This window comes from Blastococcus sp. SYSU DS0541 (assembly GCF_054050875.1).
This window is the reverse complement of the sequence record NZ_JBJHAD010000026.1, coordinates 1-24,797: the sequence shown is the minus strand read 5'-3', so window position 1 is coordinate 24,797 and position 24,797 is coordinate 1. Positions and strand designations below refer to the sequence as shown.

The window sequence follows — 24,797 nt, the reverse complement described above, 5'->3', positions numbered from 1 at the left end:
GGGGGGGGCAGCGGGATCCTTCAGGTGTGCAGGCCGCACTCCGTCTTGGTGGAGCCCGCCCAGCGGCCGGCGCGCGGGTCCTCGCCGTCCGCGACCGGGCGGGTGCACGGGGCGCAGCCGATCGAGCCGTACCCGATCTCGAACAGCGGGTTGACCGGGATCGCGTGCTCGGCGATGTAGCGGTCCACGTCCTCCTGCGTCCAGGCGGCGATGGGGTTGACCTTCACCATCTCGCGCTTGGCGTCCCAGTCGACGATCTTGGTGTTCGCACGGGTGGGCGACTCGTCCCGCCGCACCCCCGACGCCCAGGCGACGTAGCCCGACAGCGTCCGGGCCAGCGGCTGCACCTTGCGCAGCGAGCAGCACAGGTCGGGGTCGCGGTCGTGCAGGGCGGCGCCGAACTCGCGGTCCTGCTCGGCGACGGTCTGCTCGGGCCGCACGTTGACCAGCGTGATCGGCAGGACGGAGGAGATCCAGTCGCGGGTGCCGATGGTCTCGGCGAAGTGGTACCCGGTGTCCAGGAAGACGACGTGCACGCCGGGGACCGCGCGGGAGGCGAGGTGCGCGAGCAGCCCGTCCGCCATGGACGAGGTGATCGCGAACTCGTCGCCGAAGGTGTCGCCGGCCCAGGTGAGCACGGCGAGCGCCTGCTCGACCGGGTCGGCAATGCCGTCGAACCAGGCGTCGGCGGCCTGGGCCAGCAGCGGCGTCGGCCGCAGCGCGATGGTCACTCCTGCACCCCCGTGGCGATCAGGCGGACCGAGAAGGCCCGCAGGCACGCGCCGCAGCGCCACCCGTCTTCGTGCGGCGTGAGCTCCTCGTCGCCGCAGTACGGGCAGTGGAACACCGGTAGCTGCCGGCTCCTTCCGCCCTCCGGCGACTCCTCGGTCACAGCAGCCACTCCTCGTCCGCCCGGGACACGTAGTGGGCGAAGGACTCGCCCGGCGTGCGGCGGTCGAGGAAGCCGCGGAGGACCCGCTCGCAGTAGTCGGCGGTCTCGGCCTTGGTGACCTTGTGGCCGCGGAACTTCCGGCCGAACGTGGCCTCGACGCCGAGGTGGCCGCCCAGGTGCACCTGGAAGCCCTCGACCATCTCGCCGCTGTCGTCGCGCACCATCGAGCCCTTGAAGCCGATGTCGGCTGTCTGGAACCGGGCGCAGCTGTTCGGGCAGCCGTTGATGTTGATCCCGATCGGGGTGTCGAAGTCGGGCAGTCGGCGCTCGAGCTCGGCGTAGACCTCCTGCGCGAAGTGCTTGGTCTCGACGATCGCCAGCTTGCAGAACTCCAGCCCGGTGCAGGCCATCATCCCGCGCCGGAAGGCGCTGGGCCGCACCTGCAGGTCGTGCTCGGCGAGCGCGTCGACCAGCGCCTCGACCTTCTCGTCGGGCACGTCGAGGATGACCAGCTTCTGCTGCGTCGTCGTCCGGATGCGCCCCTCGCCGTACTCGTCGGCGAGGTCGGCGATCGTGGTGAGCAGCGAGCCGCTGATCCGGCCGGTGCGCAGCGCGAAGCCGACGGCGTTGCGGCCGTCCTTCTGCCTGCTGACGCCGACGTGGTCGCGCTGGTCGTGCTGGGCCGGGGCGGGCGCCGGGCCGTCGGGCAGCTCCTGCCCGAGGTACTCGTCCTGCAGCACCTGCCGGAACTTCTCCGGGCCCCAGTCGGCCATGAGGAACTTGATGCGGGCGCGGTTGCGCTGGCGGCGGTAGCCGTAGTCGCGGAAGACCGCGGTGCAGGCGGCCCACACGTCGGTGACCTGGTCGGGCCGCACGAACACGCCGATCCGCTGGGCGAACATCGGGTTGGTGGAGAGCCCGCCGCCGACCCACAGGTCGTAGCCGGCCTCGCCCGACTCGTCGACGACGCCGACGAAGGAGACGTCGTCGATCTCGGGCTCGGTGCAGTGGTCGACGCAGCCCGACATCGACGTCTTCCACTTGCGCGGCAGGTTGCTGAACTCCGGGCTGCCCACGTACTTGGCGACGGTGTCGGCGATGACGTCGGTCGCGTCGATCACCTCGTCCTCGAGGATCCCGGCCAGCGGGCAGCCGAGCATCACCCGCGGGACGTCGCCGCAGGCCTCCATCGTGGAGAGCCCGACCGACTCCAGGCGGCGCCAGATCTCGGGGACGTCCTCGATGCGGATCCAGTGGTACTGCACATTCTGCCGGTCGGTGACGTCGGCGACGTCGCGGCCGAACTCGGTGCTGATGCCGCCGAGGACGCGCAGCGCGTCGCTGGTCAGCTGCCCGCCGTCGATGCGGGCCCGCATCATGAAGTAGGAGTCCTCGAGCTCCTCGGGCTCCAGCACGGCGGTCTTGCCGCCAGGGATGCCCTGGGCGCGCTGGGTGTAGAGGCCCATCCAGCGCATCCGGCCGCGGAGGTCACCGGGGTCGATGCCGTCGAAGCCGGTCTTCGAGTAGATGTCGAGGATGCGCTGGCGCACCTCGAGACCGTCGGAGTCCTTCTTCATCCGCTCGTTGGGGTTGAGCGGCTCGCGGTAGCCCAGCGCCCACTGGCCCTGCCCCCGCTGGGGCCGGTTGCTGGTGCGGGTGGGGGTGCTCACGTGGCGTACTTCTTCCTGCGCTCGCCGACCGCCCGGCAGCGGGCCGGGGTGGGAGGCGCTGCTGGTTCGGGACGCAGCGGACAGCTGCGCGGAGGACCTGGGTCAGCGCAGGGCGCGACAGGCGGCGCTGGAGACGAGCGCCAGGTCGATGTGCAGGCGCGCGACGAGGAGGCTGCCGCGGTCCGTCATGCCGCCGATCCTCCCACATCCGGCGCGACGGGGTGCGGAGCTCACCCCGCGAGGGGTGGTTCCGCCGGCACGCCGCCGTCCCTCAGCGGGGAGCGGGCTCGCTGAAGGACCGCCACGCCGTGTCGATGGCGACCAGTTCGGCCGCGTGCGGCGGGAGCTGCCCGGCGACGACGTCGGCCACCGTGACGCCCTCGAGCACCCGGCGGTAGGCCTCGCGGGCGGCGACCCACACCTCGGCCAGCGCGCCGGCCGCCCCCGGGTAGGTCACGTCCTCCGGGCGCTGGCCGTGCACCTCGGCCAGAAATCCCTGCTGCACCCGCATCACGCGCGCGATGGAGATCTCCGACGCGGGCAGGGCCAGGCGGTACCCGCCGTCCCGGCCGCGCTGGCTGGTGACCAGCCGGGCGTGCTGGAGGTCGGCCAGGATCGCCTGCAGGAAGCGGTTCGGGATGTTCTGGGCGGTCGCGATGCGGTCGCAGGTGAGCGCCTCGGGTGCCGCCGCGGCCAGCTCCACGACGGCTCGGACGGCGTAGTCGACCCGGGCGTTGATGCGCACGCTGCCCATACTGCCGCCATCTGGGAGAGTGCCCGGGTGTTCCGGCTGCGTTTCACCGCGTTGGTGGAGGCGCCGCTGACCGTGGCGTTCGACGTCGCCCGTGCCCTGGGCCGCCCCTGGCCGTTCCCGCTCCAGGAGGTCGTCTCCGTGCGGCCGGAGCGCGACGTGTTCGCCGCGCCGGTCGGCGCCCGCGGCTGGGTCACCCACTCGCGCCGCTTCTCGGCCACCGGTGCCGGCACGCTCATCGACGAGCAGGTCGACTGGGAGACCGGGCTGCCCGGTCTCCTGGGCGGGGTCGTCGACCGGGCCGTGCTGCGCCGGCGGGTGGCCCGGGCGATGCAGGCGCACCTGGACGCCTGCGCCGCGGCCGCCGCCCTGCGGGCCCGGGAGGTCGTGCAGGTCGTCGGCGCCGCCCTCGTCGAGGGCGACCGGGTGCTGGTCGCCGAGCGCGCGGGCGGCCCCTACGACGGCTGCTGGGAGTTCCCGGGCGGCAAGGTCGAGCCGGGGGAGACCGACCTGGTGGCGCTCGTGCGGGAGTGCGCCGAGGAGCTCGGGGTCGCCGTCGCGCCGCAGGCATTCCTCGGGGAGGTGCCGCTGGACGGCGTCGTCGGCGGTGGTGCCCCGGGGGCGTCGACGATGCGGGTCTGGTGGGCCCGCATCGCGCACGGCTCGCCGGTGGCACGGGAGCACGCGCAGCTGCGGTGGGTCGGGGCGGCCGACCTCGACGCCCTCGACTGGATCCCCGCCGACCGCCCGCTTCTGCCCGCCGTCCGGGCCCTGCTCGCCCGGCTCTGAGACCGGGACGGCGACGGGCCCGCTCCCGCGTGGGGAACGGCGCCCGTGGCGACGTGAGGGACGTCCCTCCTGCAGGGACCCGCGCCGAGCGTCAGCGAGGGGTGCGGTGCTGGAACGGCCCTCCTGCAGGGACCCGCGCCGAGCGTCAGCGAGGGGTGCGGTGCTGGAACGGCCCTCCTGCAGGGACCCGCGCCGAGCGTCAGCGAGGGGTGGGGGGCAGGAGGGTCCTTCTACTTCTTGAAGACGTCCTTGACCTTCTCCCCGGCCTGCTTGAGGTTGCCCGATGCCTGGTCGGCCTGGCCCTCGGCCTGGAGGTCGCGGTCACCGGTGGCTTCCCCGACCGACTGCTTGCCCTTGCCGCTCAGCTCTTCGGCCTTGTTCTTCATCTTGTCCATGCCGCTCATCGCGTCGTCCTCCCGGTCGTCGTCGTGCGCGTGGGGGCAGCCATACCCCACCTGTGACCTCGCGACACGCTCGCCGGAAAGCCTCCGGCCGAGGCGTCGGGACCGCGGGAGGACGGCCCGCCGGACGCCCCCTGGGGCGTGGAAGTTACGGTGGGAAGGCGGATCGTGGACACAGGTCACAAGTCGGTGACGTCCGTGGACACCCCCTCCGAGGCGTGCCTAGGGTCCACCCGTCGCAGTCCCGGTCCCCAGCGGTCCGGCTGCGTCCGGTTCGAGACCAATCAGTCGTCCACTCGCCCGCGGGGCCTGGGTCGACCTGTCCGTTCCCCCCGCTGACGCGGGACGAGGGAGGCATTGCACGTGAAGTTGAGCAAGCGCAGAGGTGGGCTCGTCGCGGCCGGCGTCGCCGCCGCGATGATGCTGTCCGCCTGTGGTGGCAGCGATGAGAACGGTGGCGAGGGCGGCACCGCCGCCGAGGGTGGCGGCTCGTTCAGCGTCTACGTCGGTGAGCCGGAGAACCCCCTCGTCCCGGGCAACACCACGGAGAGCGAGGGCCACCAGGTCATCTCCTCCCTGTGGACGGGCCTGATCGAGTACGCCGCCGATGGTGCCGTGGAGTACACCGGCGTCGCCGAGTCCATCGAGTCCGAGGACAACACCACCTGGACCATCGAGCTCAAGGACGGCTGGACCTTCCACGACGGCACCCCGGTGACCGCGCAGTCCTTCGTCGACGCGTGGAACTACACCGCCTACAGCCCCAACGCCCAGGGCGCGTCGTACTTCTTCTCGAACATCCTCGGGTACGACGACCTGCAGGCGCCGACCGACGAAGAGGGCAACGTCACCGGCGACCCCGCCGCCCAGGAGATGAGCGGCCTGCGGGTCATCGACGAGAACACCTTCGAGGTCGAGCTCGCCTCGCCCTTCGCGCAGTTCCCCGTGACCGTCGGCTACAACGCCTTCTGGCCGCTCCCCGAGGCCTTCTTCGAGGACCCCGAGGGCTTCGGCGCCCAGCCGATCGGCAACGGCCCGTTCCAGGCCGAGAGCGAGTTCGTCCCCGGTCAGGGCATCACCGTCACCCGGTACGAGGACTACGCCGGCGAGGACCCGGCCGTGGCCGAGTCCGTGGACTTCCGCGTCTACGCCGACCTGAACACCGGCTACAACGACCTGCAGGCGGGCAACCTCGACGTCCTGCCGGACCTCCCCCCGGACGCCCTGGCCTCGGCCCAGGACGTGCTGGGCGACCGGTACCTCGAGGCCCCGTCCTCCGGGTTCACCTACCTCGGCTTCCCGACCTACGACGAGCGGTTCTCCGACCCGCGCGTCCGTCAGGCGCTGTCGATGGGCATCGACCGGCAGGCGATCTCCGACGCCATCTTCGCCGGTAGCCGCACGCCCGCCGACGCCTACGTCGCCCCCGTCGTCGACGGCTACCGCGAGGGTGTCTGCGAGTACTGCGAGCTGGACGTCGACGCGGCCAACGCGCTGCTCGACGAGGCCGGCTTCGACCGCAGCCAGCCGATCGAGCTGTGGTTCAACGCCGGCGCCGGCCACGACGCCTGGGTCCAGGCCGTGGGCAACCAGCTCCGCGAGAACCTCGGCGTCGACTACGTCCTCCGGGGCGAGCTGGACTTCGCCGAGTACCTGCCGCTGCTCGACGAGCAGGGCGTGACCGGTCCCTTCCGCCTCGGCTGGAGCATGGACTACCCGAGCCCGCAGAACTACCTGGAGCCGCTGTACTCCACGGCGGCGCTGCCGCCGGCGGGCTCCAACGCCACGTTCTACTCGAACCCCGAGTTCGACGCGCTGATCCAGCAGGGCAACAGCGCCTCGAGCAACGAGGAGGCCCTCGACTTCTACAACCAGGCCGAGGACATCCTGCTCGAGGACATGCCGATCGCCCCGATGTTCTTCGACCTCGAGCAGGCCGGGCACTCGGAGAACGTCAGCGACGTGGTGATCGACGTCTTCGGTGACATCGACGTCGCCAACGTCACGCCCATCAGCTGACGCAGCCGCACACCGCAGGCCGCCGCCGGGGAACCCCGCCCAGACCGGGCAGGGCTCCCCGGCGGTCGGCCGCTCGGGCTCGTCCCGCATCATGGACGACGCGTCCGCGCCCGTCACAGGGGAACGGCGCGTCCTGACCGAGGAGCGACATGGGCCGCTACATCGCGCGCCGCCTTCTACTCACGATCCCGGTCATGCTCGGGGCCTCCTTCCTGATCTTCGCGCTGGTCTACGCGCTGCCGGGGGACCCCATCCGGGCCCTGGGCGGCGACCGACCCCTCGCGCCCGCCGTGGTGGCCCAGCTGACCGACGAGTTCAACCTGAACGACCCGCTCTGGCTGCAGTACGTCAAGTACGTCGGTGACCTGCTGCAGGGCGACTTCGGCACCGACTTCCGCGGCCGCGAGGTGCTCGACACGATCACCCAGCGCATGCCCGTCACCATCAAGCTGGCGCTGGTCGCCATCGCCTTCGAGATCCTGATCGGCATCGTCGCCGGCGTCATGGCCGGCATCCGGAAGAACGGCTTCTTCGACAACGTCGTGCTGGTGAGCACCACGCTGATCGTCTCGATCCCGATCCTGGTGCTCGCCTTCGTCGCGCAGTTCACCTTCGGGTTGCAGCTGGGACTGTTCCCGATCGCCGGCGTGAACGACGGCTGGTACAGCTACCTGCTGCCGGGCCTGGTGCTGGCCGCCGGATCGCTGGCCTACGTGGCCCGCCTGACCCGGACGAGCATCGCGGAGAACATGCGGGCCGACTACGTGCGCACCGCGCGGGCCAAGGGCCTGCCCCGCCGGGACGTCATCGTCCGGCACACGCTCCGCAACAGCCTGATCCCGGTCGTGACGTTCGTCGGCGCCGACATCGGCACCCTCATGGGCGGCGCGATCGTCACCGAGACGGTGTTCAACCTCCCGGGCATCGGGCGGGCGGTCTTCGACGCCGTGCGCGCTCAGGAGGGCGCGGTCGTGGTCGGCATCGTGACGCTCCTGGTCTTCGTCTTCATCTTCTTCAACCTGGTCGTCGACGTGCTCTACGCCGTCCTCGACCCGAGGATCCGCTATGAGTGAGCCGAACCTGACGACCGTGGGTCACGACGAGGCCGGCGCCGGCGGCGTGACCGGCGCGACCGACCAGCCGGACGGGGGGCGCCAGAACAGCCTGTGGAGCGACGCCTGGCGCCAGCTCAGGCGCAACGCCTTCTTCTGGATCGGCGCGCTGTTCGGCCTGCTCTTCGTCGCGATGGCGCTCCTGCCGTCGGTCTTCGCCCGCGGCGTCGACCCGCGCTCGTGCAACCTGTCGAACAGCAACGCCACGCCGTCGGCGGAGCACTGGTTCGGCTTCGACCAGCAGGGCTGCGACTACCTGGCCAACGTCGTCTACGGCGCGCGGAACTCGCTGATCATCGGCCTGCTCGCCGTCGTCGTGATCCTGGTGTTCGGCGTCCTCGTCGGCGCCATCTCCGGCTTCTACGGCGGCGTCACCGACAGCATCCTGTCGCGCATCGCCGACATCTTCTACGCGCTGCCGTTGATCCTGGGCGCGCTGGTGGTCCTGCGCAGCGGCATCCTGGGCCGGGGCGTGGTCGCCGTGGCGATCGCGCTGGCGATGTTCGGCTGGATGACCGCCATGCGGCTGGTCCGCTCGCAGGTCATCGCGGTCAAGAGCTCCGACTACGTCGCCGCCGCCCGGGCGATGGGCGCCTCCGACAGCCGGATCCTCGTGCGGCACATCCTGCCCAACGCCGTCGCCCCGGTGCTGGTGTACGCGACGATCACCATCGGGGTGCTCATCGCGGCCGAGGCCACGCTGACCTTCCTCGGGGTGGGCCTGCAGGCGCCGGCGATCTCCTGGGGGCTGCAGATCGACACCGGCCAGGACCTGCTGCGCACCGCGCCGCACGCCGTCCTCTTCCCGAGCCTCGTCCTCACCCTGACGGTGATGGCGTTCGTCCTCATGGGTGACGCCCTGCGCGACGCCCTCGACCCGAAGCAGCGTTCATGAGCACCGCGTCCACGTCCGTCCCGTCCAGCCCGGCCGGCGGCGCCGGGGCGCCGCTCCTGGAGGTCGACGACCTCCGGGTCCAGTTCCGCACCGGATCGGGCCTGGTCAACGCCGTCAACGGCGTGAGCTACACCGTCTCGGAGCGGGAGACCCTCGCGATCCTGGGCGAGTCCGGCTCGGGCAAGTCCGTCTCCGCCCAGGCGATCATGGGCATCCTCGACTCGCCCCCGGCGGAGGTCACCAGCGGCCGGATCGTCTTCGAGGGGCGTGACCTGCTCACGCTGCCCGAGGAGGAGCAGCGCAAGGTGCGCGGGCCGGGGATCTCGATGATCTTCCAGGACGCGCTCTCGTCGCTGAACCCCGTGTACAGCGTCGGCTTCCAGATCGGGGAGATGTTCCGGGCGCACCGGGGCACCTCCCGCAAGGAGGCCAAGCAGCACGCCGTCGAGCTGATGGACCGGGTGCGCATCCCGGCCGCCAAGGAGCGGGTCAACGACTACCCGCACCAGTTCTCCGGCGGCATGCGCCAGCGCGTCATGATCGCGATGGCGCTGGCCCTCGACCCGCGCATCCTCATCGCCGACGAGCCGACCACCGCGCTCGACGTCACCGTGCAGGCCCAGGTCATGGACCTGCTCAAGGACCTGCAGCGGGACACCGGGATGGGGCTGATCCTCATCACCCACGACCTCGGTGTGGTCAACGAGGTCGCCGACAACGTGGCCGTCATGTACGCCGGCCGCATCGTCGAGCGAGGCACCGTCGACGAGGTGTTCGGCAACCCCGCTCATCCCTACACCGACGGGCTGATGCGCTCGATCCCGCAGGTGGAGGTCAAGGGCGGCCGGCTGCAGCCGATCGGCGGGCAGCCGCCGAACCTCGCCGCCATCCCCTCGGGCTGCCCCTTCCACCCGCGCTGTCCCAAGCGCCGCACCGGTGCGCAGGCGGCGCCCGGTCGCGACTGCGTGGCCGACGTCCCGCCGCTGCGGCTGGTCGTCCCGGGCCGTGAGGCCGCCTGCCACTACAGCGAGGAGGTCCTCCATGTCTGACGACGGCTCCGGCGCCACCGCGGCGAGCGCCGCGGACCGGGCCGCGGCGTCCGACGCCGCCGACGCGGCCAGCCGTCCGGTGCACACCCCCGGCGAGGTGCTGCTCGAGGTCAAGGACCTCAAGAAGCACTTCCCGCTGACGCAGGGCATCGTCCTCAAGCGCACGGTGGGCCACGTCCGCGCCGTGGACGGCGTCAACCTCCGGCTCCGCCGGGGCGAGACCGTCGGCCTGGTGGGGGAGTCCGGCTGCGGCAAGTCGACGGTGACCAAGATGCTGGTGGCCCTCGAGAAGCCGACCGACGGGCAGATCCTCTACAAGGGGGAGGACGTCACCAAGCTGAGCGGCCGCGGGCTCAAGCAGTACCGCCGCGAGGTGCAGATCATCTTCCAGGACCCCTACGCCTCGCTGAACCCGCGGATGACCGTCGGGGACATCGTGGCCGAGGGCTGGTCGGTGCACGCCGACATCGCGCCGAAGAAGGGCCGGCTGCAGCGCACCCAGGAGCTGATGGAGCGGGTCGGCCTCAACCCCGAGTTCGTCAACCGGTACCCGCACCAGTTCTCCGGCGGCCAGCGCCAGCGCATCGGCATCGCCCGCGCCTTGGCGCTGCAGCCGGAGGTCATCGTCTGCGACGAGCCGGTCAGCGCGCTGGACGTGTCGGTCCAGGCGCAGGTGGTGAACCTGCTGGAGGACCTGCAGAACGACTTCGGGCTCTCCTACCTGTTCATCGCCCACGACCTGTCGGTGGTGCGGCACATCTCCGACCGCGTCGCGGTGATGTACCTGGGGAGCATCGTGGAGGAGGGCACCGACAGGCAGGTCTACGGCTCGCCCGCCCACCCCTACACGCAGGCGCTGCTCTCGTCGGTGCCGGTGCACGAGCCGCACCTGCGCGGGCTCAAGGAGCGGATCCTGCTGCAGGGTGACGTCCCGAGCCCGGCGAACCCGCCCTCGGGGTGCCGGTTCCGCACCCGCTGCTGGAAGGCCCAGGACATCTGCGCCACCGAGGCCCCGGCCCTGGTGGACCGCGGGCAGGGGCACCCCTCGGCGTGCCACTTCGCCGAGGCGCGCGCCGTCGTCCCCACCGAGGCCTGACCCCCGCTGGGATCAGGTTCCCTGATCCCAGCGGGTCCTCCCTCACGGTGCGCGGTGGGGGAGGACGCTCCGCGGTGAGGGAGGACGACGACGACCCCGGGTCGGTGGCTCTCGCGGGACCGACGGCCTCAGGGAGAATGGCCGATCGTGACCGCTGACCGACGTCTGCTCCTCGTCCACGCGCACCCCGACGACGAGACGATCAACAACGGGGCCACGATGGCCCGCTACGTCGCCGAGGGCGTCGGCGTCACCCTGCTCACCTGCACGCTGGGCGAGGAGGGCGAGATCCTGGTGCCGGAGCTGGGCCAGCTGGCCGCCGACCAGGCCGACCAGCTCGGCGGCTACCGGATCTGGGAACTCCGTGCGGCGATGATCGCCCTCGGCGTCGAGGACTCCCGCTTCCTCGGCGGGGCCGGGCGGTACCGCGACTCCGGGATGATGGGGACGCCGGCCAACGAGCACCCGCGCGCGTTCTGGAACGCCGACCTCGACGAGGCGGTGGCGCACGCCGTCGCCGTGGTCCGCGAGGTGCGCCCCCAGGTCGTGGTCACCTACGACGAGTTCGGCGGCTACGGCCACCCCGACCACATCCAGGCCCACCGCGTGGCCATGCGGGCGGTCGAGGTCGCGGCCGACCCCGGCTACCGCCCCGACCTCGGCGCGGCCTGGGACGTCGCGAAGGTGTACTGGAACGCCATGCCGCGGTCGGTGATCCGGGAGGGCATCGAGGCCATGGCCGCCCTCGGCGAGGCCTCCCCCTTCGACGGGCTGGGCGACCTCGACGAGGTCCCGTTCGTGGTGCCCGACGAGGTGGTCACCTGTGCCGTGGACGCCCGGGCGTACGCCGGCCGCAAGGACGCCGCCATGCGCGCCCACCCGACCCAGATCACCGTCGACGGCCCGTTCTTCGCGCTGTCGAACAACCTCGGCCAGGAGGTGCTCGGCGTCGAGTACTACCGCCTGGTCCGGGGCGAGCGCGGGCCGGCGTCCGGCCCGGACGGCCGGGAGGACGACCTCTTCGCCGGCCTCGAGGTGTGAGCCGCCGGGGCCCGGTCACGGTGGGCCTCGGCGTCTGCGCGGTGCTCGTCGCGGCGTGGCTGGCGGTCGTCGAGGTGCTGTGGCTGCCGCTGCGGGTCGGTGGCGTGCTGGTGCCCGTGTCGGTGCCGGCGGCGGTGGTCGGCAACGTCCTGCTGGTGTCCGCGGCGCTGCGGCTCAGCGGGTCCAAGGTCGTCGCCGCCCTCCCCGCCGCTACCTGGCTGGTCGTCGTGGTGGCGGCCATGGCCCGGCGTCCCGAGGGTGACCTGCTGCTGGTGTCCGGCGGCGCGCTCGGCATCGTGAGCACCGCCTTCCTGCTGCTGGGGGTGCTCGCCGCGGCCCTCGCCGTGGGGCTGGCGCTGGGCGCGCCGGCCCGCCGGGTCACCCCCGCGGCGCCCACCGGTAGTGGTAGCGGTGGTGCTCGGTGAACCCCAGCCGGGCGTAGAGGGCCAGCGCGGGGGCGTTCGACGCGGTCACCTGCAACAGGCAGGACGTCGCCCCGCGGGTGCGGGCCTCGGCGGCCAGCGCCGCCATCACCGCCGTCGCCAGGCCGCGCCGCCGGCAGCCCTCGTCGACGGTCACGGCGCTGACCACCAGCCAGCCGTCGCAGACCACGCCCCGGGCGACGGCGGCCGGCCGGGACGCAGCGGGATCGGGCCGGACGGAGGCGAACAGCGGCCGCTCGGCGTTGCGCAGCACCGCCTCCGCCGTGGCCGGGAGCGCCGCCCCGCGGTGCCGGTAGCCGGCGAGCCAGGCCGTGTCGGGGGCGTCGTCGAGCACCACCGGCACGTCGGCGGCGGGCCACGGGCCGGCCGGCGCGATGAGCACCAGGGTGTCCTCGTCGCGGATCCAGCCGGCGGCGGCGAAGGCCTCGTCGGCGGCCTCGGCGCCCGGCGTCGGGACAGCGGCGCACGGGCGCAGTCCCCGCCCGCCGTACCAGGCGGTCACCGCGGCGACGGCCGAGGGCAGGTCGTCCGGCGGGTCCCCGGTCACCAGCACCGAGTTCGCGCGACCGGTGAAGCCACCCCGGCGCGCAGCAGCCAGTCGCCGTACGGCTCCTCGTCCAGGCCGCGCCAGGTACGGGCCGCGGGCCGTTCCAGCTCGGCGACCCGGGTGGTCGAGGCGGCGGTCACGGCGACGATCATGACGCGCGGCGCCGCGCGGGGCGTGGCCGCTCCCGTCAGTGGCGCGGGGGCGCCGTCGTGCCCAGCGCGGCCGGCAGGGGGCGGGCGTTCAGCCAGCCCAGCACCCGCTCGGCCGGCATCGGCCGGGAGATGTGGTAGCCCTGCGCGACGTCGCAGCCCCACTCGCGCAGCGCGGCCAGGGCGCCGGCGTCCTCGACCCCCTCGACGACCATGCTCATCCCGAGGTCGCGGCTCAGCTGCAGGGTGCTGCGCACGATCGCCGCCGCCCGCGGGTCGGACGTCAGGTGCGTGACGAAGCTGCGGTCGAGCTTCAGCTCGTCCACCGGCAGCGCCCGCAGGTAGGACAGCGAGGAGTAGCCGGTGCCGTAGTCGTCGACCGACAACCGCACGCCCAGCCGCCGCAACCCGGCCATGACCTGCTGGCTGCGGGCGGCGTCGGCCATCAGGACGTCCTCGGTGATCTCCAGGACCAGCGCGCCGGCCGGCAGGGAGCAGGTCTCCAGCAGCATCGCGACCTGCTCGGGCAGGGCGACGTCCTGCAGGTTGGAGACCGAGAGGTTGACCGCGACCGACAGGTCGTGGCCGTGGGTCCGCCAGCTGTGCAGGTCCCGCAGCGAGCGCTCGAGCACCCGCAACGCCAGCCGGCGCATGAGGCCGGCCTGCTCGGCCAGGGGCAGGAAGACGTCGGGGTAGAGCAGTCCCCGCTCCGGGTGCTCCCACCGGACGAGCGCCTCCAGGCCCACGACGGTGCCGGTCCGCAGGTCCAGCTGGGGCTGGTAGTGGTTGCGCAGCTGCTCGCCGTCGAGGGCGGAGCGCAGCTGCTCCAGGGTCTGCAGCCGGTCCCGGGTGGCGGGGGTGCCGTCGGGGGCCCACAGCTCGTAGCCCAGGCGCCCGCGCTTGGCCGCGTACATGGCGGTGTCCGCCCGGGCCAGGAGCAGCGAGCGGTCGCGCCCGTGGTCCGGGGAGAGAGCGATGCCGATGCTGGCGTCCACGTGCAGCGACATGCCGGCGAGGACGAAGGCGTCGCGCAGCGCGGCGCCCAGCGCGTCGGCCACCTCGCGGGCCCGGTCGACGTCGGCGTCGGGCAGCAGGACCGCGAACTCGTCACCGCCCATGCGGGCCAGCAGGTCGCCGGGGCGCAGCGCCCGCTCGAGGCGGGGGCCGACGAGGCAGAGCAGGTCGTCGCCGACGCTGTGCCCGAAGCTGTCGTTGATCTCCTTGAAGCGGTCGAGGTCGATCATCAGCAGGGCGCACCGCCGGTCCCGGTCGCCGTAGACGGTGGTCTCCAAGGTCTCGATGAACTTGCGGCGGTTGGCCAGCCCGGTGAGCGGGTCGTGGTGCGCCTCGGTGGCCAGCTGGGCCAGCCGCTCCTGCTCGGCGGCGCGCAGCTCGGCGTTCTCCACGACCAGCGCGCCCTCGAGGGTGACCTGGCGGACGGCATCGCGCACCGACGGGCTCCAGGTGCGGCTGGCGCCGACCGATCCGGTGACGACCAGCCCCAGGAGCCGGTCGCCCGACATGAGCGGCACGCTGATGTAGGAGCTCACCTCGAGCGCCCGCACCAGCTCGGGGTCCAGCAGGTCGGTGGCGGCGGCGTCCTCCACGAAGACGGGCGCCCGCTCCTCGGTCGCCAGGCGCCACAGGGGGACGCCGGCCGCCGGCTCGCCCACCAGCCGGGCCTGCACGACCTGCTTGTGCTCCTCGGGCCAGTCGACGTGCCGGACCTCGCTGATGCGGTCGTCGCCGTCGACCAGGTAGGCGGCGCTCCGGTCGGTGCCGGCCAGCCGCTGGACGGCGCGGGCGAGCACCTCCGCGGCGGCGGCGGCCCCGGTCACCGCCGAGCCGTCGACGAGCAGCTGCCGGACGACGCGGGCGGTGGCGAGCGACGCCGCGCGGGCCTGGCTGGTGCGGGCCTGCTCGATGACGCCCCCGAGGTGCGCGCCGGCGGCGGCGGCCAGCCGGCGGACGTCCTCGGAGAACGGCCGCACCTGCGTGCTGTCCAGGGTGAGGACGCCGGCCAGGTCGGGGCTGCGGCCCAGGGGGACCGCGAGCGCGGAGGCGATGTGGAAGGAGTCGACCCACCAGCCCGAGACGAGGTCGGAGTCGCGGTCGGCGGTCAGGGGCGTGCCGGTGCGCAGCACCGTCTCGGCCAGCTCCAGGGGTACGGGCGCGGCGCGGAACTGCCGCCAGGTGGCCAGGTCCTGCCGGCCGTCGGCGTACGCCGCCATGCGGGGCACCAGCCGACCGTCCTCGAGCAGGAAGACGCAGGCGCGCTCGACCTCGCCCAGCTCGGCGAGCTGGCGGCAGGCGGAGCCGAGCAGGTGGTCCATCGACTGCGCCTGCGCGGCGGACTCGATCAGCTTCAGGAGGACGCCGGCCTGCTCCAGCCGACGCTGCTGGGTGCGCCGGGTCCACGCCTCGGCCAGCGCGGCGGCGATGCGGGGGGCGACCTGGCGGAGGAGGTGCGGGGCGGCGGCCGCGGCGGGCTCGACGGTCAGGACTCCGACGACCGCGCCGTCCAGCACCAGCGGCTCACCGTGCGCCGAGCGGATGCCGACCTCGGCGAGCTGCCGGTCCTCGGCGCGCCGGCCGTCCGCGTGGGCGACGACGGGCCGGCGGCCGGTGACGACGGCGGAGAGGAAAGGGGAGTCGCACAGGTTCGCGGGGGTGCGCAGGGCGGGGTGCAGGGGGAGCTGGCCGCGGGTGGCGCTGGTGGACTGCCGGAACGGGACGACGAGCTCGGTGGTGGCCTCGTGGACCCACACCGACACCCGGGTGGCCCCGGAGGACGCGCGCAGCCGGGAGAGCAGGTGCACCAGGGCGGCGTGCGCGTCGAAGGGGGACGCCGGCGGCTCCAGCCGCGGCGTCACCTCACCCTGCGTCGTCCCGGACACGTCGTCGAGATCGGCGCCCCGGCCCGCTGCTTGAGCGCTGGGCGGGAACCCACCCCCATGGGGGGACGCCCGCCGACAGGCCGCCGGAGTGCCCCGCACGGGGGACGTGAAGGGTGGCCCGTGGAACGCCGACCGGGCCCGGAGGTGATACTAGGGACGCATCTGACGCGACCGGCCTCGCCCGGCGCGCCGCCCGAACGTCCCCGGAGGGAACCCCGTGACCTACGTCATCACCCAGGCCTGTGTCGACGTTCTCGACAAGGCGTGCATCGACGAGTGTCCGGTGGACTGCATCTACGAGGGCGACCGGATGCTCTACATCCACCCCGACGAGTGCGTCGACTGCGGCGCGTGCGAGCCGGTGTGCCCGGTGGAGGCCATCTACTACGAGGACGACGTCCCGGACAAGTGGAAGGACTTCTACAACGCCAACGTGGAGTTCTTCTCCGACCTGGGCAGCCCGGGCGGCGCCGCGAAGACCGGGAAGATCGGCAAGGACCACCCGCTGGTGGCCGCGCTCCCGCCCCAGGGCGAAGGTCACTGACCGCTCCGGTCCCCGGCAGGCCCCGCGCGCTGCCGGACTTCCCGTGGGACTCCTTGGCCGGGGCGCGGACGCGGGCGGCACAGCACCCCGGCGGGGTGGTCGACCTGTCGATCGGCACCCCGGTCGACGACACCCCCGCCGTGCTGCGCGAGGCGCTGGCCGGGGCGGCGGACGCCCCGGGCTACCCGACGGCGCTCGGCACCGTGCCGCTGCGCACCGCCGCCGCGGGCTGGCTGGCGCGGCGGCTGGGCGTGCAGGTGGCCGACCCGCTCGGGGCTGAGCCGTCGCTGATCCCGACGGTCGGCTCCAAGGAGCTCGTCGCCCTCCTGCCCACCCTGCTGGGGCTGCAGGGCGGCGCGAGCACCGTCGTCGTCCCCGAGGTCGCCTACCCGACCTACGAGGTCGGCGCCGTGCTCGCCGGCCTCGCGGTGCGCCGGAGCGACACGCCTCCGGCCGAGGGGGCCGGCGTCTCCCTGGTCTGGCTGAACTCCCCGGGCAACCCGCACGGCCGGGTGCTGGGGGTCGACCAGCTGCGTGCGTGGGTCGACTGGGGCCGGGCGCACGGGGTCCCCGTCGTCGCCGACGAGTGCTACATCACGCTGGGCTGGGACGTGGAACCCCGCTCGATCCTGCACCCCGACGTCTCCGGTGCCGACCACACCGGCCTGCTGGCGGTGCACTCGCTGTCCAAGCAGTCGACGGCGGCCGGCTACCGGGGTGGCCTGCTCTCCGGCGACCCGGAGCTGGTGCGCCGGGTGTGGGAGGTGCGCCGCCACCTCGGGCTGCTGGTCCCGGGGCCGGTCCAGGCCGCGATGGCGGCCGCGCTGGACGACGACGCGCACGTCGACGCGCAGCGGGAGCGGTACCGCCGGCGGCGTGACCGGCTGGCCGCCGCGGTGCGCGCGGCGGGGATGCGCATCGACCACTCGGAGGCGGGCCTCTACCTGTGGGCGACCCGGGACGAGGACTGCTGGGCCACCATCGACTGGCTCGCCGGGCGCGGCATCGTCGCCGCTCCCGGAAGCTTCTACGGACCGGCTGGCGCGCGGCACGTCCGGCTGGCGCTCACCGCGAGCGACGAGCGGATCGACGCCGCCGTGGAGCGCCTGCGCGGCTGAGAGCCGGCCACGCACCAGTCCGCCTCCGGCCGGGACGAGGTCGTGGCGTCCCCGAGGGGTGGGCGGATCGCGTCCCGTCCGGGTGGGTCCTGCTCGGTGGTGGCGCCGCGTGCCGTCGCCGGGCGGTGACGCCTCCACCGAGCGGCGCCCGGGGGCTGCCCGCGTGCTGAGGCGTTGAGGGATCTCAACGCCTAAGCACGTCGGCCGGTGACGACGGATGCGGGTGGATGCCTCAGGCGAAACCGCAGGTCAGGCGGGTGCCGGCTGGCTCTCGGATGGCGCCCTCGCGGCGGCGCCCCTGTGCCGCGACAGGCGTTGAGGGATGTCAACGCCTCGCCCTCTGGTGCCTCGCTTCACTGCGGTCGCAACCTTCTTCCAACGCACCACCACGGACCATCCGATGCAGGAAGAGGGATCCCCATGCTCCGCAGGAGAACCGCGACAGTGGCTCTGGCGACCGCCGGCCTGATCGCGATGCCGTCAGCCGCCTTCGCCGACACCGTCGACATGGCCCCGACCTCCATCACCGACGACGCCGGCTCGACCGTCGCGTTCACGGTCAAGCTGCTGGCTGACGCGCAGGGCGAGGCGCAGGGCGACGTCCCCGGCTGCAACGCCACCACCACCGCTCCCGTCCGCATCGACCTGACGTCGGACAAGTCGTGGGCGACCACGAACCCGGCGTTCGTGAGCGTGACCGACTGCACGAGCGAGCACAGCGTCAACCTCGTCCTCGCTGCCGGCGCTCCGGACGGCGAGCACGCCAAGATCACCGGTGTCGCCACCGGTGGTCTCCAGGACGTGGCTGTGCAGGTCAAGGTGCAGGGGCAGATGACGACGCAGCTGTTCGACTCCACGTTCCGCCAGGACTTCATCAACGTGCACGTGGACAACCCGGCCGTGACGCCGCCGCCCCCTCCTCCGGCGCCGGACGCCGACGGTGACGGGATCCCCGACGCTTCGGACAACTGCCCCACCGTCGCGAACGCCGACCAGGCCGACGCGGACGGCGACGGCCTCGGCAACGCGTGCGACAGCAACTCGTACGCCCCCGCAGTCGGCACCCAGGCCGGAGCCGCCAACGGCAACGAGGGAACCGTCGGTAGCCCGGCGACGTCCGGGTCCTTCACCGACCAGGACGGCAACAGCACGCTGACGATCACCAAGGTGGACGGCGCGGGCACGGTCGTCGACAACGGGAACGGCACCTTCTCCTGGAGCCACACCACCACGGACGACGCCTCCGGGAGCGTCACGGTCCAGGCCTCGGACGGCGAGCACGACTCCGTGACGCAGACCTTCTCCTGGACGGCTGCCAATGTCGCCCCCGTAATCACCGGCGTGACGCAGACCCGCGTCACCAACTGCGCCGTCACCCTCGGGGCGACCTACACCGACGCGGGCTCGGCCGACACCCACACCACCTCGGTCCTGTGGGCGGACGGCAGCACGGACCTCGCCCGGACGTTCACCGCTGCCGGCAGCTACGACGCCACCGTGACCGTGACCGACGACGACAGCGGCTCGGACAGCGAGACGGTCACGGGCGTCCGCGCCTACAACACCGCCAGCGCGATCATGCAGCCGATCAACAGCACCGGCTCCCGCAGCGGCTTCAAGGCCGGCAGCACCATCCCGGTCAAGATCACCGTGACGGGCTGCGACGGGGCCGCGGTCAGCAACCTCACCCCTGCTGTGAACCTGGTGCAGGGTGACACGACGCCCGACGTCGCGGTCAACGAGGCGGTCATCAGCGAGGTCGCCACCAACGGCAAGCTGATGCGCTGGGACGGGAGCCAGTACATCTACAACCTGTCGACCAAGCTCAGCCAGTTCACCAACGCCGCCCTGACCCAGGGCACGTACACCGTCTCGGTGAGCGACCCGAGCTTCGCGGCTCCGGTCAAGGCAGCGTTCGACCTCCGCAAGTGACCTGAGCGGGCCGGCCCGCACGCGCTGACACAGGGCCGGGCCCGGGGAGCGATCCCCGGGCCCGGCCTCCGTCTTGTCCGTCGCTACGGACCGAAGCGGTTCTCCGGACGGTTCGACCCCTGCCGCGAGAGCTGCACCGCGGACTGCCGGTCCTTCACCTGCAGCTTCTTGAGGACCGCGGCGACGTGCGACCGCACGGTGACGGGCGCCACGAACAGCTTCTTGGCCATCTCCTCGGTCGACAGCCCCTCGGCCATCAGGTCGAGGATCTCCGCCTCCCGCTCGGTCAGCTCGATGTGCTTCGCACGGTTGGGCAGGAACAGCCGGCGCCGGGCCGGCGGCTGGAACTCCGCCACGACCTGCTGCACCAGCCAGCGGGGCAAGGTCGTCTCGCCGGCCAGCGCGGAGCGCAGCGCCGGGCCGATGCGTTCGGGGTCCATGCCCTTGACCAGGTAGGCCGAGGCGCCGGCCCGCAACGCGTTGAACAGGTCGCGGTCGTCCTGCGACGCCGTCAGCATGACCACGGTCGTGCCTGGCAGGGTGGAGCTGATCTCCGCCGCGGCGGCGATACCACCGCCGGGCATGTGGATGTCCAGCAGGCACACGTCGGGGCGCCGCTCGCGCGCCTCCCCGACGGCGGCGTGTGCGCTGTCCACGTCGGCGACGACCTCGAAGCCCTGCTCCTCCAGCGCCTCGCGGACGACCGCCCGCGTCGGCGCGTGGTCGTCGGCCAGCAGGACCTGCAGCACGTCGCTCACGGCCAGCTCACACGCACGGTCGTGCCCTCTCCTGGAGCGGAATCGATCCGGAGCGCTGCCCCGAGCGCCTCGGCCCGCTGCCGCATGCTCGTGAGGCCGAACCCTCCCGGCCGGGCGGTGGAGGGATCGAAGCCGCGTCCGTCGTCGATGATCGCCAGGCACGTCGGATCGGACGTCATCCGGAGCTCGACCCGCTGCGCGGCCCCGTGCCGCACCGCGTTGCGCACCGCCTCGGCAGTGATGCGCAGCAGGGCCTCGGCGCGCGTCCCGTCCACGTCCGCCGCTGACCCGAGCTGGGTGACGACCTTCACGTCGTACCGGTGGGACATGTCGTCGGCGAGCCGCTGCAGGGCCACCGAGAACGGGTCGCCGGGAGACGCGGTCAGGGCGCTGATGGCTTGTCTCGCCTCGTCCACGGCCCGCGCGGCGGCGGCGTCGATGAGCTCGGCCGTCGCCCGGTCCGGCCGGGTGGCCAGGCGGCGGGCCTGCGTGGAGATGTAGGTGAGCTCCTGGGTCAGCCCGTCGTGCAGGTCACGCGCCATGCGACGACGGTCCTCCAGAACCGCTGTGTGCACGCGGAGCTGCCAGTACGAACGGATCTCACCCACCGCGCCCACCAGCAGGAGCAGGTAGAAGCCCAACCGGAGGAAGTCGCCGGTGTGGACGAAGTCGGAGTAGAGCGAGGGGAAGAGCAGGTAGTGCGCCCGGGCGAAGGCGGCCAGCACGCAGCCGGCACCTATCCACCGGACCATCTGGTCGCCGGTGCGCGCGCTCTGCCGCGTGAAAGCGACCGCGGCCAAGGCGTACAGCCCCGCACCCACGCCCTGCACCGCGAGGACGGCCGGGTGAGCCACCAGGCGGGGCCTGCTGGCGTCGGCGAGCGCCGTCAGGGGGTCGACCATCGGGGGCAGCGCTTCCCCCAGCGCGACACCTGCGGCGGTGAGGGCGACGACGACCGCTGCGATGCCCGCCGTCGTCGCCAGGGACATCCTGCGGGTCGCATGCCGGGCGACCGGGACCAGCGCCGCTGCGGTCAGCACGACGGTCCCCAGCAGGCGGATCGCCAGGGCCTCCCACCGCGCGAAATGGTCCTCCCCCGGGGCCACTGCGCCGGGCAGCGCGGTGAGCACCAGGTTGGCCATGGCCACGGTGCACAGTGCCAGCACGATGAGCAGGTCCTGGACACGGCGACCGTCCCGGAACCGCCCGTAGACGAGGAGGGCGGTCAGGAGCGCGACCACCGCGTTGAGGGTTTCCAGGACCGCGCGGAGGGCCGGAGCCTGGTAGGCGAAGCTCATCGACGGCAGCGCCACCACTGCCGCCGTGGCTGCGGCCGCTGCCGCGGCGGTCCACCCGGCGGCGGCCCCTGGACGAGCCCCCGTGGCTGTCACGTTCTGAGCCTAGGGGCTCGTCACCGGGGCAGCAGCCGTGCGACCTGGAAAAATGTCCCGGTGACCCGGTCGGGGGATCGACGGTCGGCGCACGGTGAGCGTCGAGACGCGGAGAGCCATGACCCCGTGCGTGGGCGCCGCCGGCCGGCGCGGGTCGCGGGCGCCGTCAGCCGGCTCGGGTCACGCGCAGGGCAGCTCGCCGGCGCCCGGCCGCAGCACCGCGGTGAGGTCGACCGCCATCGCCTCGTGCTTCTGGTAGAGCTCCGGGAAGCCGGAGCGCTGCACGGCCTGGGCGACCTCGGTGAGCCGGCCGGTCTCCCACCCGGGAACGGTCACCAGCCGGTCGTAGAACTGGCCGGCGGCGTACACCGGGTCCTGCACCTGCTCCGGTGTGCCCCAGCCCTGCGAGGGGCGTTGCTGGAACAGGCCGAGGGAATCCCGGTCGCCGTAGTCGAGGTTGCGCAAGGTCGACTCCTGCATCGCGGTCGCCAGCGCGATCACCACGGCCCGGTCCGGCAGCCCGCGGTCGCGGCCGACCTGCGCGATGGTGGCTGCGTTCTGCATCTGCTCGGCGGAGAGGGTCACCGACGAGCCGGGCAGGGTGCAACTCCCGGAAGCGGGGAGTTCGACGGTGATGTCGGCCCGCCAGGCCACGGCGGCGAAGAGGGCGGCGCCCACCAGCAGCGCCGGCCACCAGCGCAGCACGCCCGGTCCGCGCTTCCCTCGCCGGTGCCGGGTGGCTCCGGAGGCCGGGCGGCGCCGGTTCGCCGGGCGGCGGGTCGTCCTGCGCGCCGGGGCAGCGGCACCGTGGGTCGCGGCTCGGACGGTGGTCATCGCCTGCCGACTGTAGGTGCCGGACCTGACGGCTCCCTGGACGCGGCCACCCCGCGCCGTGCCGGGGGCGGTGGAACGGCCACCTCCCGGCGGCTCGGGCCGATAGCGTGTGCCCGCCGCCGAGGAGGAGCCATGGCCGACGTCCTGCTGCCCGGGATCACCGCGACCCGGGTGACCACCCCGAGACTCACCCAGAACGTCCTGCACCCGGCCGGCGTGGAGCCCGGCGGGGCCGGCGGCGAGGTCGTGCTGTTCGTGCACGGCAACGTGAGCTCCGCACTCTTCTGGCAGCAGCCGCTGCTGGCCCTGGCGGAGGAGGCGCGGGTGCGGCCGGTCGCGGTGGACCTGCGCGGCTACGGCGGGACCGACCCGCTGCCCGTGGACGCACGCCGGGGCGTGCGGGACTGGGCCGACGACGTCGCCGCGCTGGTGGAGACCCTCGGCCTCGAGCGGGTGCACCTGGTCGGCTGGAGCATGGGCGCGGGCGTCGTCCTGCAGTACCTGCTCGACGCGCCCGAGCGGGTGGCCTCCGTGGCGCTGGTCGCCCCGGTCTCGCCGTACGGCTTCGGCGGCACGGCCGGGCCGGACGGGCGCCGCCTCGCCGCGGACGGCACGGGGTCCGGTGGGGGTGCGGCCAACCCCGAGTTCGTCGCCGCGCTCGCCGCGGGCGACACGGGCGCGGACAGCCCGACCAGCCCGCGGTCGATCCTGCGGGCGTTCTACGTGGCGCCGGGGTCGCTGCCGCTGGACCCAGCGATGGAGGACGTGTTCGTCGCGTCGATGCTGTCCACCCGGACCGGCGTCGACCACTACCCGGGCGACTCCGCGCCCGGCTCGGCCTGGCCCGGCCTGGCCCCGGGGGAGCGTGGCGTGCTGAACACGATGGCACCCACGGTCATGGACCTGTCGGGGATCGCCGAGCTGGCCGGCAAGCCGCCGGTGCTGTGGATCCGCGGGGACGCCGACGCGATCGTCTCGGACACCTCCGTGTTCGACCTGGCGTACCTGGGGCAGCTGGGCGCGGTACCGGGCTGGCCGGGGGAGGAGGTCTGCCCACCGCAGCCGATGGTCACCCAGACCCGAGCCGTCCTCGAGCGCTACGCCGCGGCCGGTGGCACCTACCGCGAGGTCGTCCTGTCCGGGGTCGGGCACTCCCCGCACGTCGAGCGGCCGCAGGAGTTCCTGGTGGCCCTGCTGGAGCACCTCGACGTCGCCGCGGACGCCGCGGCCTGACCTCCGCCGAGGCCTCGGTCAGTTGGCGTGGAGCTCGGCGTTGAGCGCGCCCCAGTCGCCGTCCCGCGGGAGGGCCTCGAGGGCGCCGCTGACGCTGTTGCGGCGGAAGAGGAGCCCGTTGCGGCCGGAGAGCTCGGCGGCCTTGACCACCGAGCCGTCGGGCAGGGTGACGCGGGCGCCGGCGGTCACGTAGCAGCCGGCCTCCACGACGCAGCCGTCGCCGAGGGAGATGCCGATGCCGGCGTTGGCGCCCAGCAAGCAGCCGGCGCCGATCGAGATCACCTGCGTGCCGCCGCCGGACAGGGTGCCCATGATGGAGGCGCTGCCGCCGATGTCGCTGTCGGCTCCTACGACGACGCCCGCGCTGATCCGGCCCTCCACCATCGAGGGGCCGAGGGTGCCGGCGTTGAAGTTGACGAAGCCCTCGTGCATGACCGTCGTCCCCTCGGCCAGGTGCGCGCCGAGCCGCACCCGGTCGGCGTCGGCGATCCGCACACCGGAGGGGATGACGTAGTCGACCATCCGCGGGAACTTGTCGACGCTGAAGACGGTCACGTGGCCGACGGCGGCCCGCAGCCGGTGGGCGTTGAACGTCGCCGCCTCGACCGGCCCGGAGCTGGTCCAGGCGACGTTGGTGAGCAGGCCGAAGACGCCGGTCATGTTCGCGCCGTGCGGCTGGATCAGCCGGTGGGAGAGCAGGTGCAGCCGCAGCCAGACGTCGTGGGCGTCCACCGGCGGCTGGGTGAGGTCGGCGATGACGGTGCGGACGGCGATGACCTCCACCCCGCGGGCCTCGTCGCGGCGCACCAGGCCCCCGTAGTCGGGGCCGAGCTCGCCGGAGAGCTCCAGCGCGCCGAGGCGTCGGGTCCCCGTGGCCGCGCCGGCGGGCGCGCCGAGCCGGGGCTCCGGGTACCAGGTGTCGAGCACGGTGCCCGAGGGGGTGACGGTCGCCAGACCGGCGGCTACGGCTGAGACGGGAGCGGGCGCTGCGGCGGTCACGCCGGGAACGCTACCGAGGCGGATCCGCGCGGGGGCGGGCCGGTCCGTGAGGTGCTGGAACGGCCTGGCTGCAGGGGCCCGGGGCGAGCGTCAGCGAGTTCCGGGGGTTGGTGAGGTGCTGGAACGGCCTGGCTGCAGGGGCCCGGGGCGAGCGTCAGCGAGTTCCGGGGGTTGGTGAGGTGCTGGAACGGCCTGGCTGCAGGGGCCCGGGGCGAGCGTCAGCGAGTTCCGGGGGTT

The 24,797-nt window shown here is 73.3% G+C and carries 24 protein-coding genes; 12 read left to right on the top strand and 12 right to left on the bottom strand.

Annotation, left to right across the window (positions count from 1 at the left end; all coding sequences use genetic code 11):
* Positions 1 to 20: 20 nt before the first annotated feature.
* From ACI794_RS19805 to ACI794_RS19790, 4 genes are all read right to left on the bottom strand, one after another.
* Complete coding sequence (locus ACI794_RS19805) at positions 21 to 731, bottom strand: phosphoadenylyl-sulfate reductase (RefSeq protein ID WP_456600865.1); 711 nt, start codon at positions 729 to 731, stop codon at positions 21 to 23.
* Positions 728 to 892, bottom strand: a complete 165-nt coding sequence (locus ACI794_RS19800; RefSeq protein WP_456600864.1) for a hypothetical protein — start codon at positions 890 to 892, stop codon at positions 728 to 730. Before ACI794_RS19800 ends, ACI794_RS19805 begins: the two co-directional genes overlap by 4 nt.
* Entirely contained in the window at positions 889 to 2,562 is a 1,674-nt protein-coding gene (locus tag ACI794_RS19795) for a nitrite/sulfite reductase (RefSeq protein ID WP_456617181.1), read from the bottom strand. Before ACI794_RS19795 ends, ACI794_RS19800 begins: the two co-directional genes overlap by 4 nt.
* Before the next feature lie 271 nt (positions 2,563 to 2,833).
* Positions 2,834 to 3,316 (bottom strand): RrF2 family transcriptional regulator, encoded by a 483-nt coding sequence (locus tag ACI794_RS19790; protein ID WP_456580813.1) that lies wholly within the window; start codon positions 3,314 to 3,316, stop codon positions 2,834 to 2,836.
* Between the two features lie 27 nt (positions 3,317 to 3,343).
* Here ACI794_RS19790 and ACI794_RS19785 point away from each other — a divergent pair, with 27 nt between their 5' ends.
* Positions 3,344 to 4,102 (top strand): (deoxy)nucleoside triphosphate pyrophosphohydrolase, encoded by a 759-nt coding sequence (locus tag ACI794_RS19785; protein WP_456600862.1) that lies wholly within the window; start codon positions 3,344 to 3,346, stop codon positions 4,100 to 4,102.
* 230 nt (positions 4,103 to 4,332) lie between these two features.
* Here ACI794_RS19785 and ACI794_RS19780 read toward each other — a convergent pair whose 3' ends face one another.
* A complete protein-coding gene (locus tag ACI794_RS19780) occupies positions 4,333 to 4,506 on the bottom strand; it encodes a CsbD family protein (RefSeq protein WP_456617180.1) in 174 nt (57 codons plus the stop codon).
* A gap of 360 nt (positions 4,507 to 4,866) precedes the next feature.
* Here ACI794_RS19780 and ACI794_RS19775 point away from each other — a divergent pair, with 360 nt between their 5' ends.
* The 7 genes from ACI794_RS19775 (at position 4,867) to ACI794_RS19745 (ending at position 12,140) form a co-directional block, all read left to right on the top strand.
* Positions 4,867 to 6,522, top strand: coding sequence for a peptide ABC transporter substrate-binding protein (locus ACI794_RS19775; protein ID WP_456600861.1), 1,656 nt, complete (start codon positions 4,867 to 4,869; stop codon positions 6,520 to 6,522).
* 149 nt (positions 6,523 to 6,671) lie between these two features.
* On the top strand, positions 6,672 to 7,595 hold the full coding sequence (locus tag ACI794_RS19770) for an ABC transporter permease (RefSeq protein ID WP_456580810.1): 924 nt from the start codon (positions 6,672 to 6,674) through the stop codon (positions 7,593 to 7,595).
* Positions 7,588 to 8,529 (top strand): ABC transporter permease, encoded by a 942-nt coding sequence (locus ACI794_RS19765; protein WP_456580809.1) that lies wholly within the window; start codon positions 7,588 to 7,590, stop codon positions 8,527 to 8,529. The genes ACI794_RS19770 and ACI794_RS19765 overlap by 8 nt, the downstream gene beginning before the upstream one ends.
* Complete coding sequence (locus tag ACI794_RS19760; RefSeq protein ID WP_456600860.1) at positions 8,526 to 9,578, top strand: ABC transporter ATP-binding protein; 1,053 nt, start codon at positions 8,526 to 8,528, stop codon at positions 9,576 to 9,578. The genes ACI794_RS19765 and ACI794_RS19760 overlap by 4 nt, the downstream gene beginning before the upstream one ends.
* Positions 9,571 to 10,674 carry an ABC transporter ATP-binding protein gene (locus ACI794_RS19755; RefSeq protein ID WP_456617179.1) on the top strand — a complete coding sequence of 368 codons (1,104 nt, stop codon included), beginning with the start codon at positions 9,571 to 9,573 and terminating at the stop codon, positions 10,672 to 10,674. Before ACI794_RS19760 ends, ACI794_RS19755 begins: the two co-directional genes overlap by 8 nt.
* Before the next feature lie 147 nt (positions 10,675 to 10,821).
* Positions 10,822 to 11,715, top strand: coding sequence for an N-acetyl-1-D-myo-inositol-2-amino-2-deoxy-alpha-D-glucopyranoside deacetylase (gene mshB, locus ACI794_RS19750; protein ID WP_456617178.1), 894 nt, complete (start codon positions 10,822 to 10,824; stop codon positions 11,713 to 11,715).
* Entirely contained in the window at positions 11,712 to 12,140 is a 429-nt protein-coding gene (locus tag ACI794_RS19745) for a hypothetical protein (RefSeq protein ID WP_456600857.1), read from the top strand. The genes mshB and ACI794_RS19745 overlap by 4 nt, the downstream gene beginning before the upstream one ends.
* Here the strand turns inward: ACI794_RS19745 and ACI794_RS19740 are convergent.
* From ACI794_RS19740 to ACI794_RS19730, 3 genes are read right to left on the bottom strand one after another with little or no spacing between them, the layout of a single operon-like run.
* Positions 12,094 to 12,705 (bottom strand): GNAT family N-acetyltransferase, encoded by a 612-nt coding sequence (locus ACI794_RS19740; RefSeq protein ID WP_456617177.1) that lies wholly within the window; start codon positions 12,703 to 12,705, stop codon positions 12,094 to 12,096. The genes ACI794_RS19745 and ACI794_RS19740 overlap by 47 nt on opposite strands.
* On the bottom strand, positions 12,702 to 12,845 hold the full coding sequence (locus ACI794_RS19735) for a hypothetical protein (RefSeq protein WP_456617176.1): 144 nt from the start codon (positions 12,843 to 12,845) through the stop codon (positions 12,702 to 12,704). Before ACI794_RS19735 ends, ACI794_RS19740 begins: the two co-directional genes overlap by 4 nt.
* A gap of 47 nt (positions 12,846 to 12,892) precedes the next feature.
* A complete protein-coding gene (locus ACI794_RS19730; RefSeq protein ID WP_456617175.1) occupies positions 12,893 to 15,727 on the bottom strand; it encodes an EAL domain-containing protein in 2,835 nt (944 codons plus the stop codon).
* Positions 15,728 to 15,968: 241 nt separating this feature from the next.
* Between ACI794_RS19730 and fdxA the strand changes: the two genes are divergently transcribed.
* The 3 genes from fdxA to ACI794_RS19715 all read left to right on the top strand — a co-directional run bounded on the left by fdxA (position 15,969) and on the right by ACI794_RS19715 (position 19,345).
* Positions 15,969 to 16,295, top strand: coding sequence for a ferredoxin (gene fdxA, locus ACI794_RS19725; RefSeq protein ID WP_012947287.1), 327 nt, complete (start codon positions 15,969 to 15,971; stop codon positions 16,293 to 16,295).
* Positions 16,292 to 17,413, top strand: a complete 1,122-nt coding sequence (gene dapC / locus ACI794_RS19720; protein WP_456601166.1) for a succinyldiaminopimelate transaminase — start codon at positions 16,292 to 16,294, stop codon at positions 17,411 to 17,413. The genes fdxA and dapC overlap by 4 nt, the downstream gene beginning before the upstream one ends.
* Before the next feature lie 444 nt (positions 17,414 to 17,857).
* Entirely contained in the window at positions 17,858 to 19,345 is a 1,488-nt protein-coding gene (locus ACI794_RS19715) for a PxKF domain-containing protein (RefSeq protein WP_456600854.1), read from the top strand.
* Positions 19,346 to 19,428: 83 nt separating this feature from the next.
* On the opposite strand, the gene ACI794_RS19710 is transcribed toward ACI794_RS19715, so the two are convergent.
* The 3 genes from ACI794_RS19710 to ACI794_RS19700 all read right to left on the bottom strand — a co-directional run bounded on the left by ACI794_RS19710 (position 19,429) and on the right by ACI794_RS19700 (position 22,328).
* Positions 19,429 to 20,103, bottom strand: a complete 675-nt coding sequence (locus ACI794_RS19710; RefSeq protein WP_456617174.1) for a response regulator — start codon at positions 20,101 to 20,103, stop codon at positions 19,429 to 19,431.
* Entirely contained in the window at positions 20,100 to 21,494 is a 1,395-nt protein-coding gene (locus ACI794_RS19705) for a sensor histidine kinase (protein ID WP_456617173.1), read from the bottom strand. Before ACI794_RS19705 ends, ACI794_RS19710 begins: the two co-directional genes overlap by 4 nt.
* A gap of 180 nt (positions 21,495 to 21,674) precedes the next feature.
* Entirely contained in the window at positions 21,675 to 22,328 is a 654-nt protein-coding gene (locus ACI794_RS19700; protein WP_456600851.1) for a hypothetical protein, read from the bottom strand.
* Between the two features lie 132 nt (positions 22,329 to 22,460).
* On the opposite strand from ACI794_RS19700, the gene ACI794_RS19695 reads away from it, so the two are divergent.
* Positions 22,461 to 23,561, top strand: a complete 1,101-nt coding sequence (locus tag ACI794_RS19695) for an alpha/beta fold hydrolase (RefSeq protein ID WP_456617172.1) — start codon at positions 22,461 to 22,463, stop codon at positions 23,559 to 23,561.
* A gap of 18 nt (positions 23,562 to 23,579) precedes the next feature.
* Here the strand turns inward: ACI794_RS19695 and dapD are convergent, their stop codons facing one another.
* Complete coding sequence (dapD, locus tag ACI794_RS19690; protein WP_456580797.1) at positions 23,580 to 24,560, bottom strand: 2,3,4,5-tetrahydropyridine-2,6-dicarboxylate N-succinyltransferase; 981 nt, start codon at positions 24,558 to 24,560, stop codon at positions 23,580 to 23,582.
* Positions 24,561 to 24,797 lie beyond the last annotated feature (237 nt).

What these genes read in the sequence shown, in the direction of transcription:
- ACI794_RS19695 (WP_456617172.1), top strand. Translation starts at nt 22,461, where the DNA reads ATGGCCGACGTCCTGCTGCCCGGGATCACCGCGACCCGGGTGACCACC.
- ACI794_RS19760 (WP_456600860.1), top strand. Translation starts at nt 8,526, where the DNA reads ATGAGCACCGCGTCCACGTCCGTCCCGTCCAGCCCGGCCGGCGGCGCC.
- ACI794_RS19755 (WP_456617179.1), top strand. Translation starts at nt 9,571, where the DNA reads ATGTCTGACGACGGCTCCGGCGCCACCGCGGCGAGCGCCGCGGACCGG.
- ACI794_RS19765 (WP_456580809.1), top strand. Translation starts at nt 7,588, where the DNA reads ATGAGTGAGCCGAACCTGACGACCGTGGGTCACGACGAGGCCGGCGCC.
- ACI794_RS19770 (WP_456580810.1), top strand. Translation starts at nt 6,672, where the DNA reads ATGGGCCGCTACATCGCGCGCCGCCTTCTACTCACGATCCCGGTCATG.
- ACI794_RS19700 (WP_456600851.1), bottom strand. Translation starts at nt 22,328, where the DNA reads ATGACCACCGTCCGAGCCGCGACCCACGGTGCCGCTGCCCCGGCGCGC.
- ACI794_RS19780 (WP_456617180.1), bottom strand. Translation starts at nt 4,506, where the DNA reads ATGAGCGGCATGGACAAGATGAAGAACAAGGCCGAAGAGCTGAGCGGC.
- ACI794_RS19790 (WP_456580813.1), bottom strand. Translation starts at nt 3,316, where the DNA reads ATGGGCAGCGTGCGCATCAACGCCCGGGTCGACTACGCCGTCCGAGCC.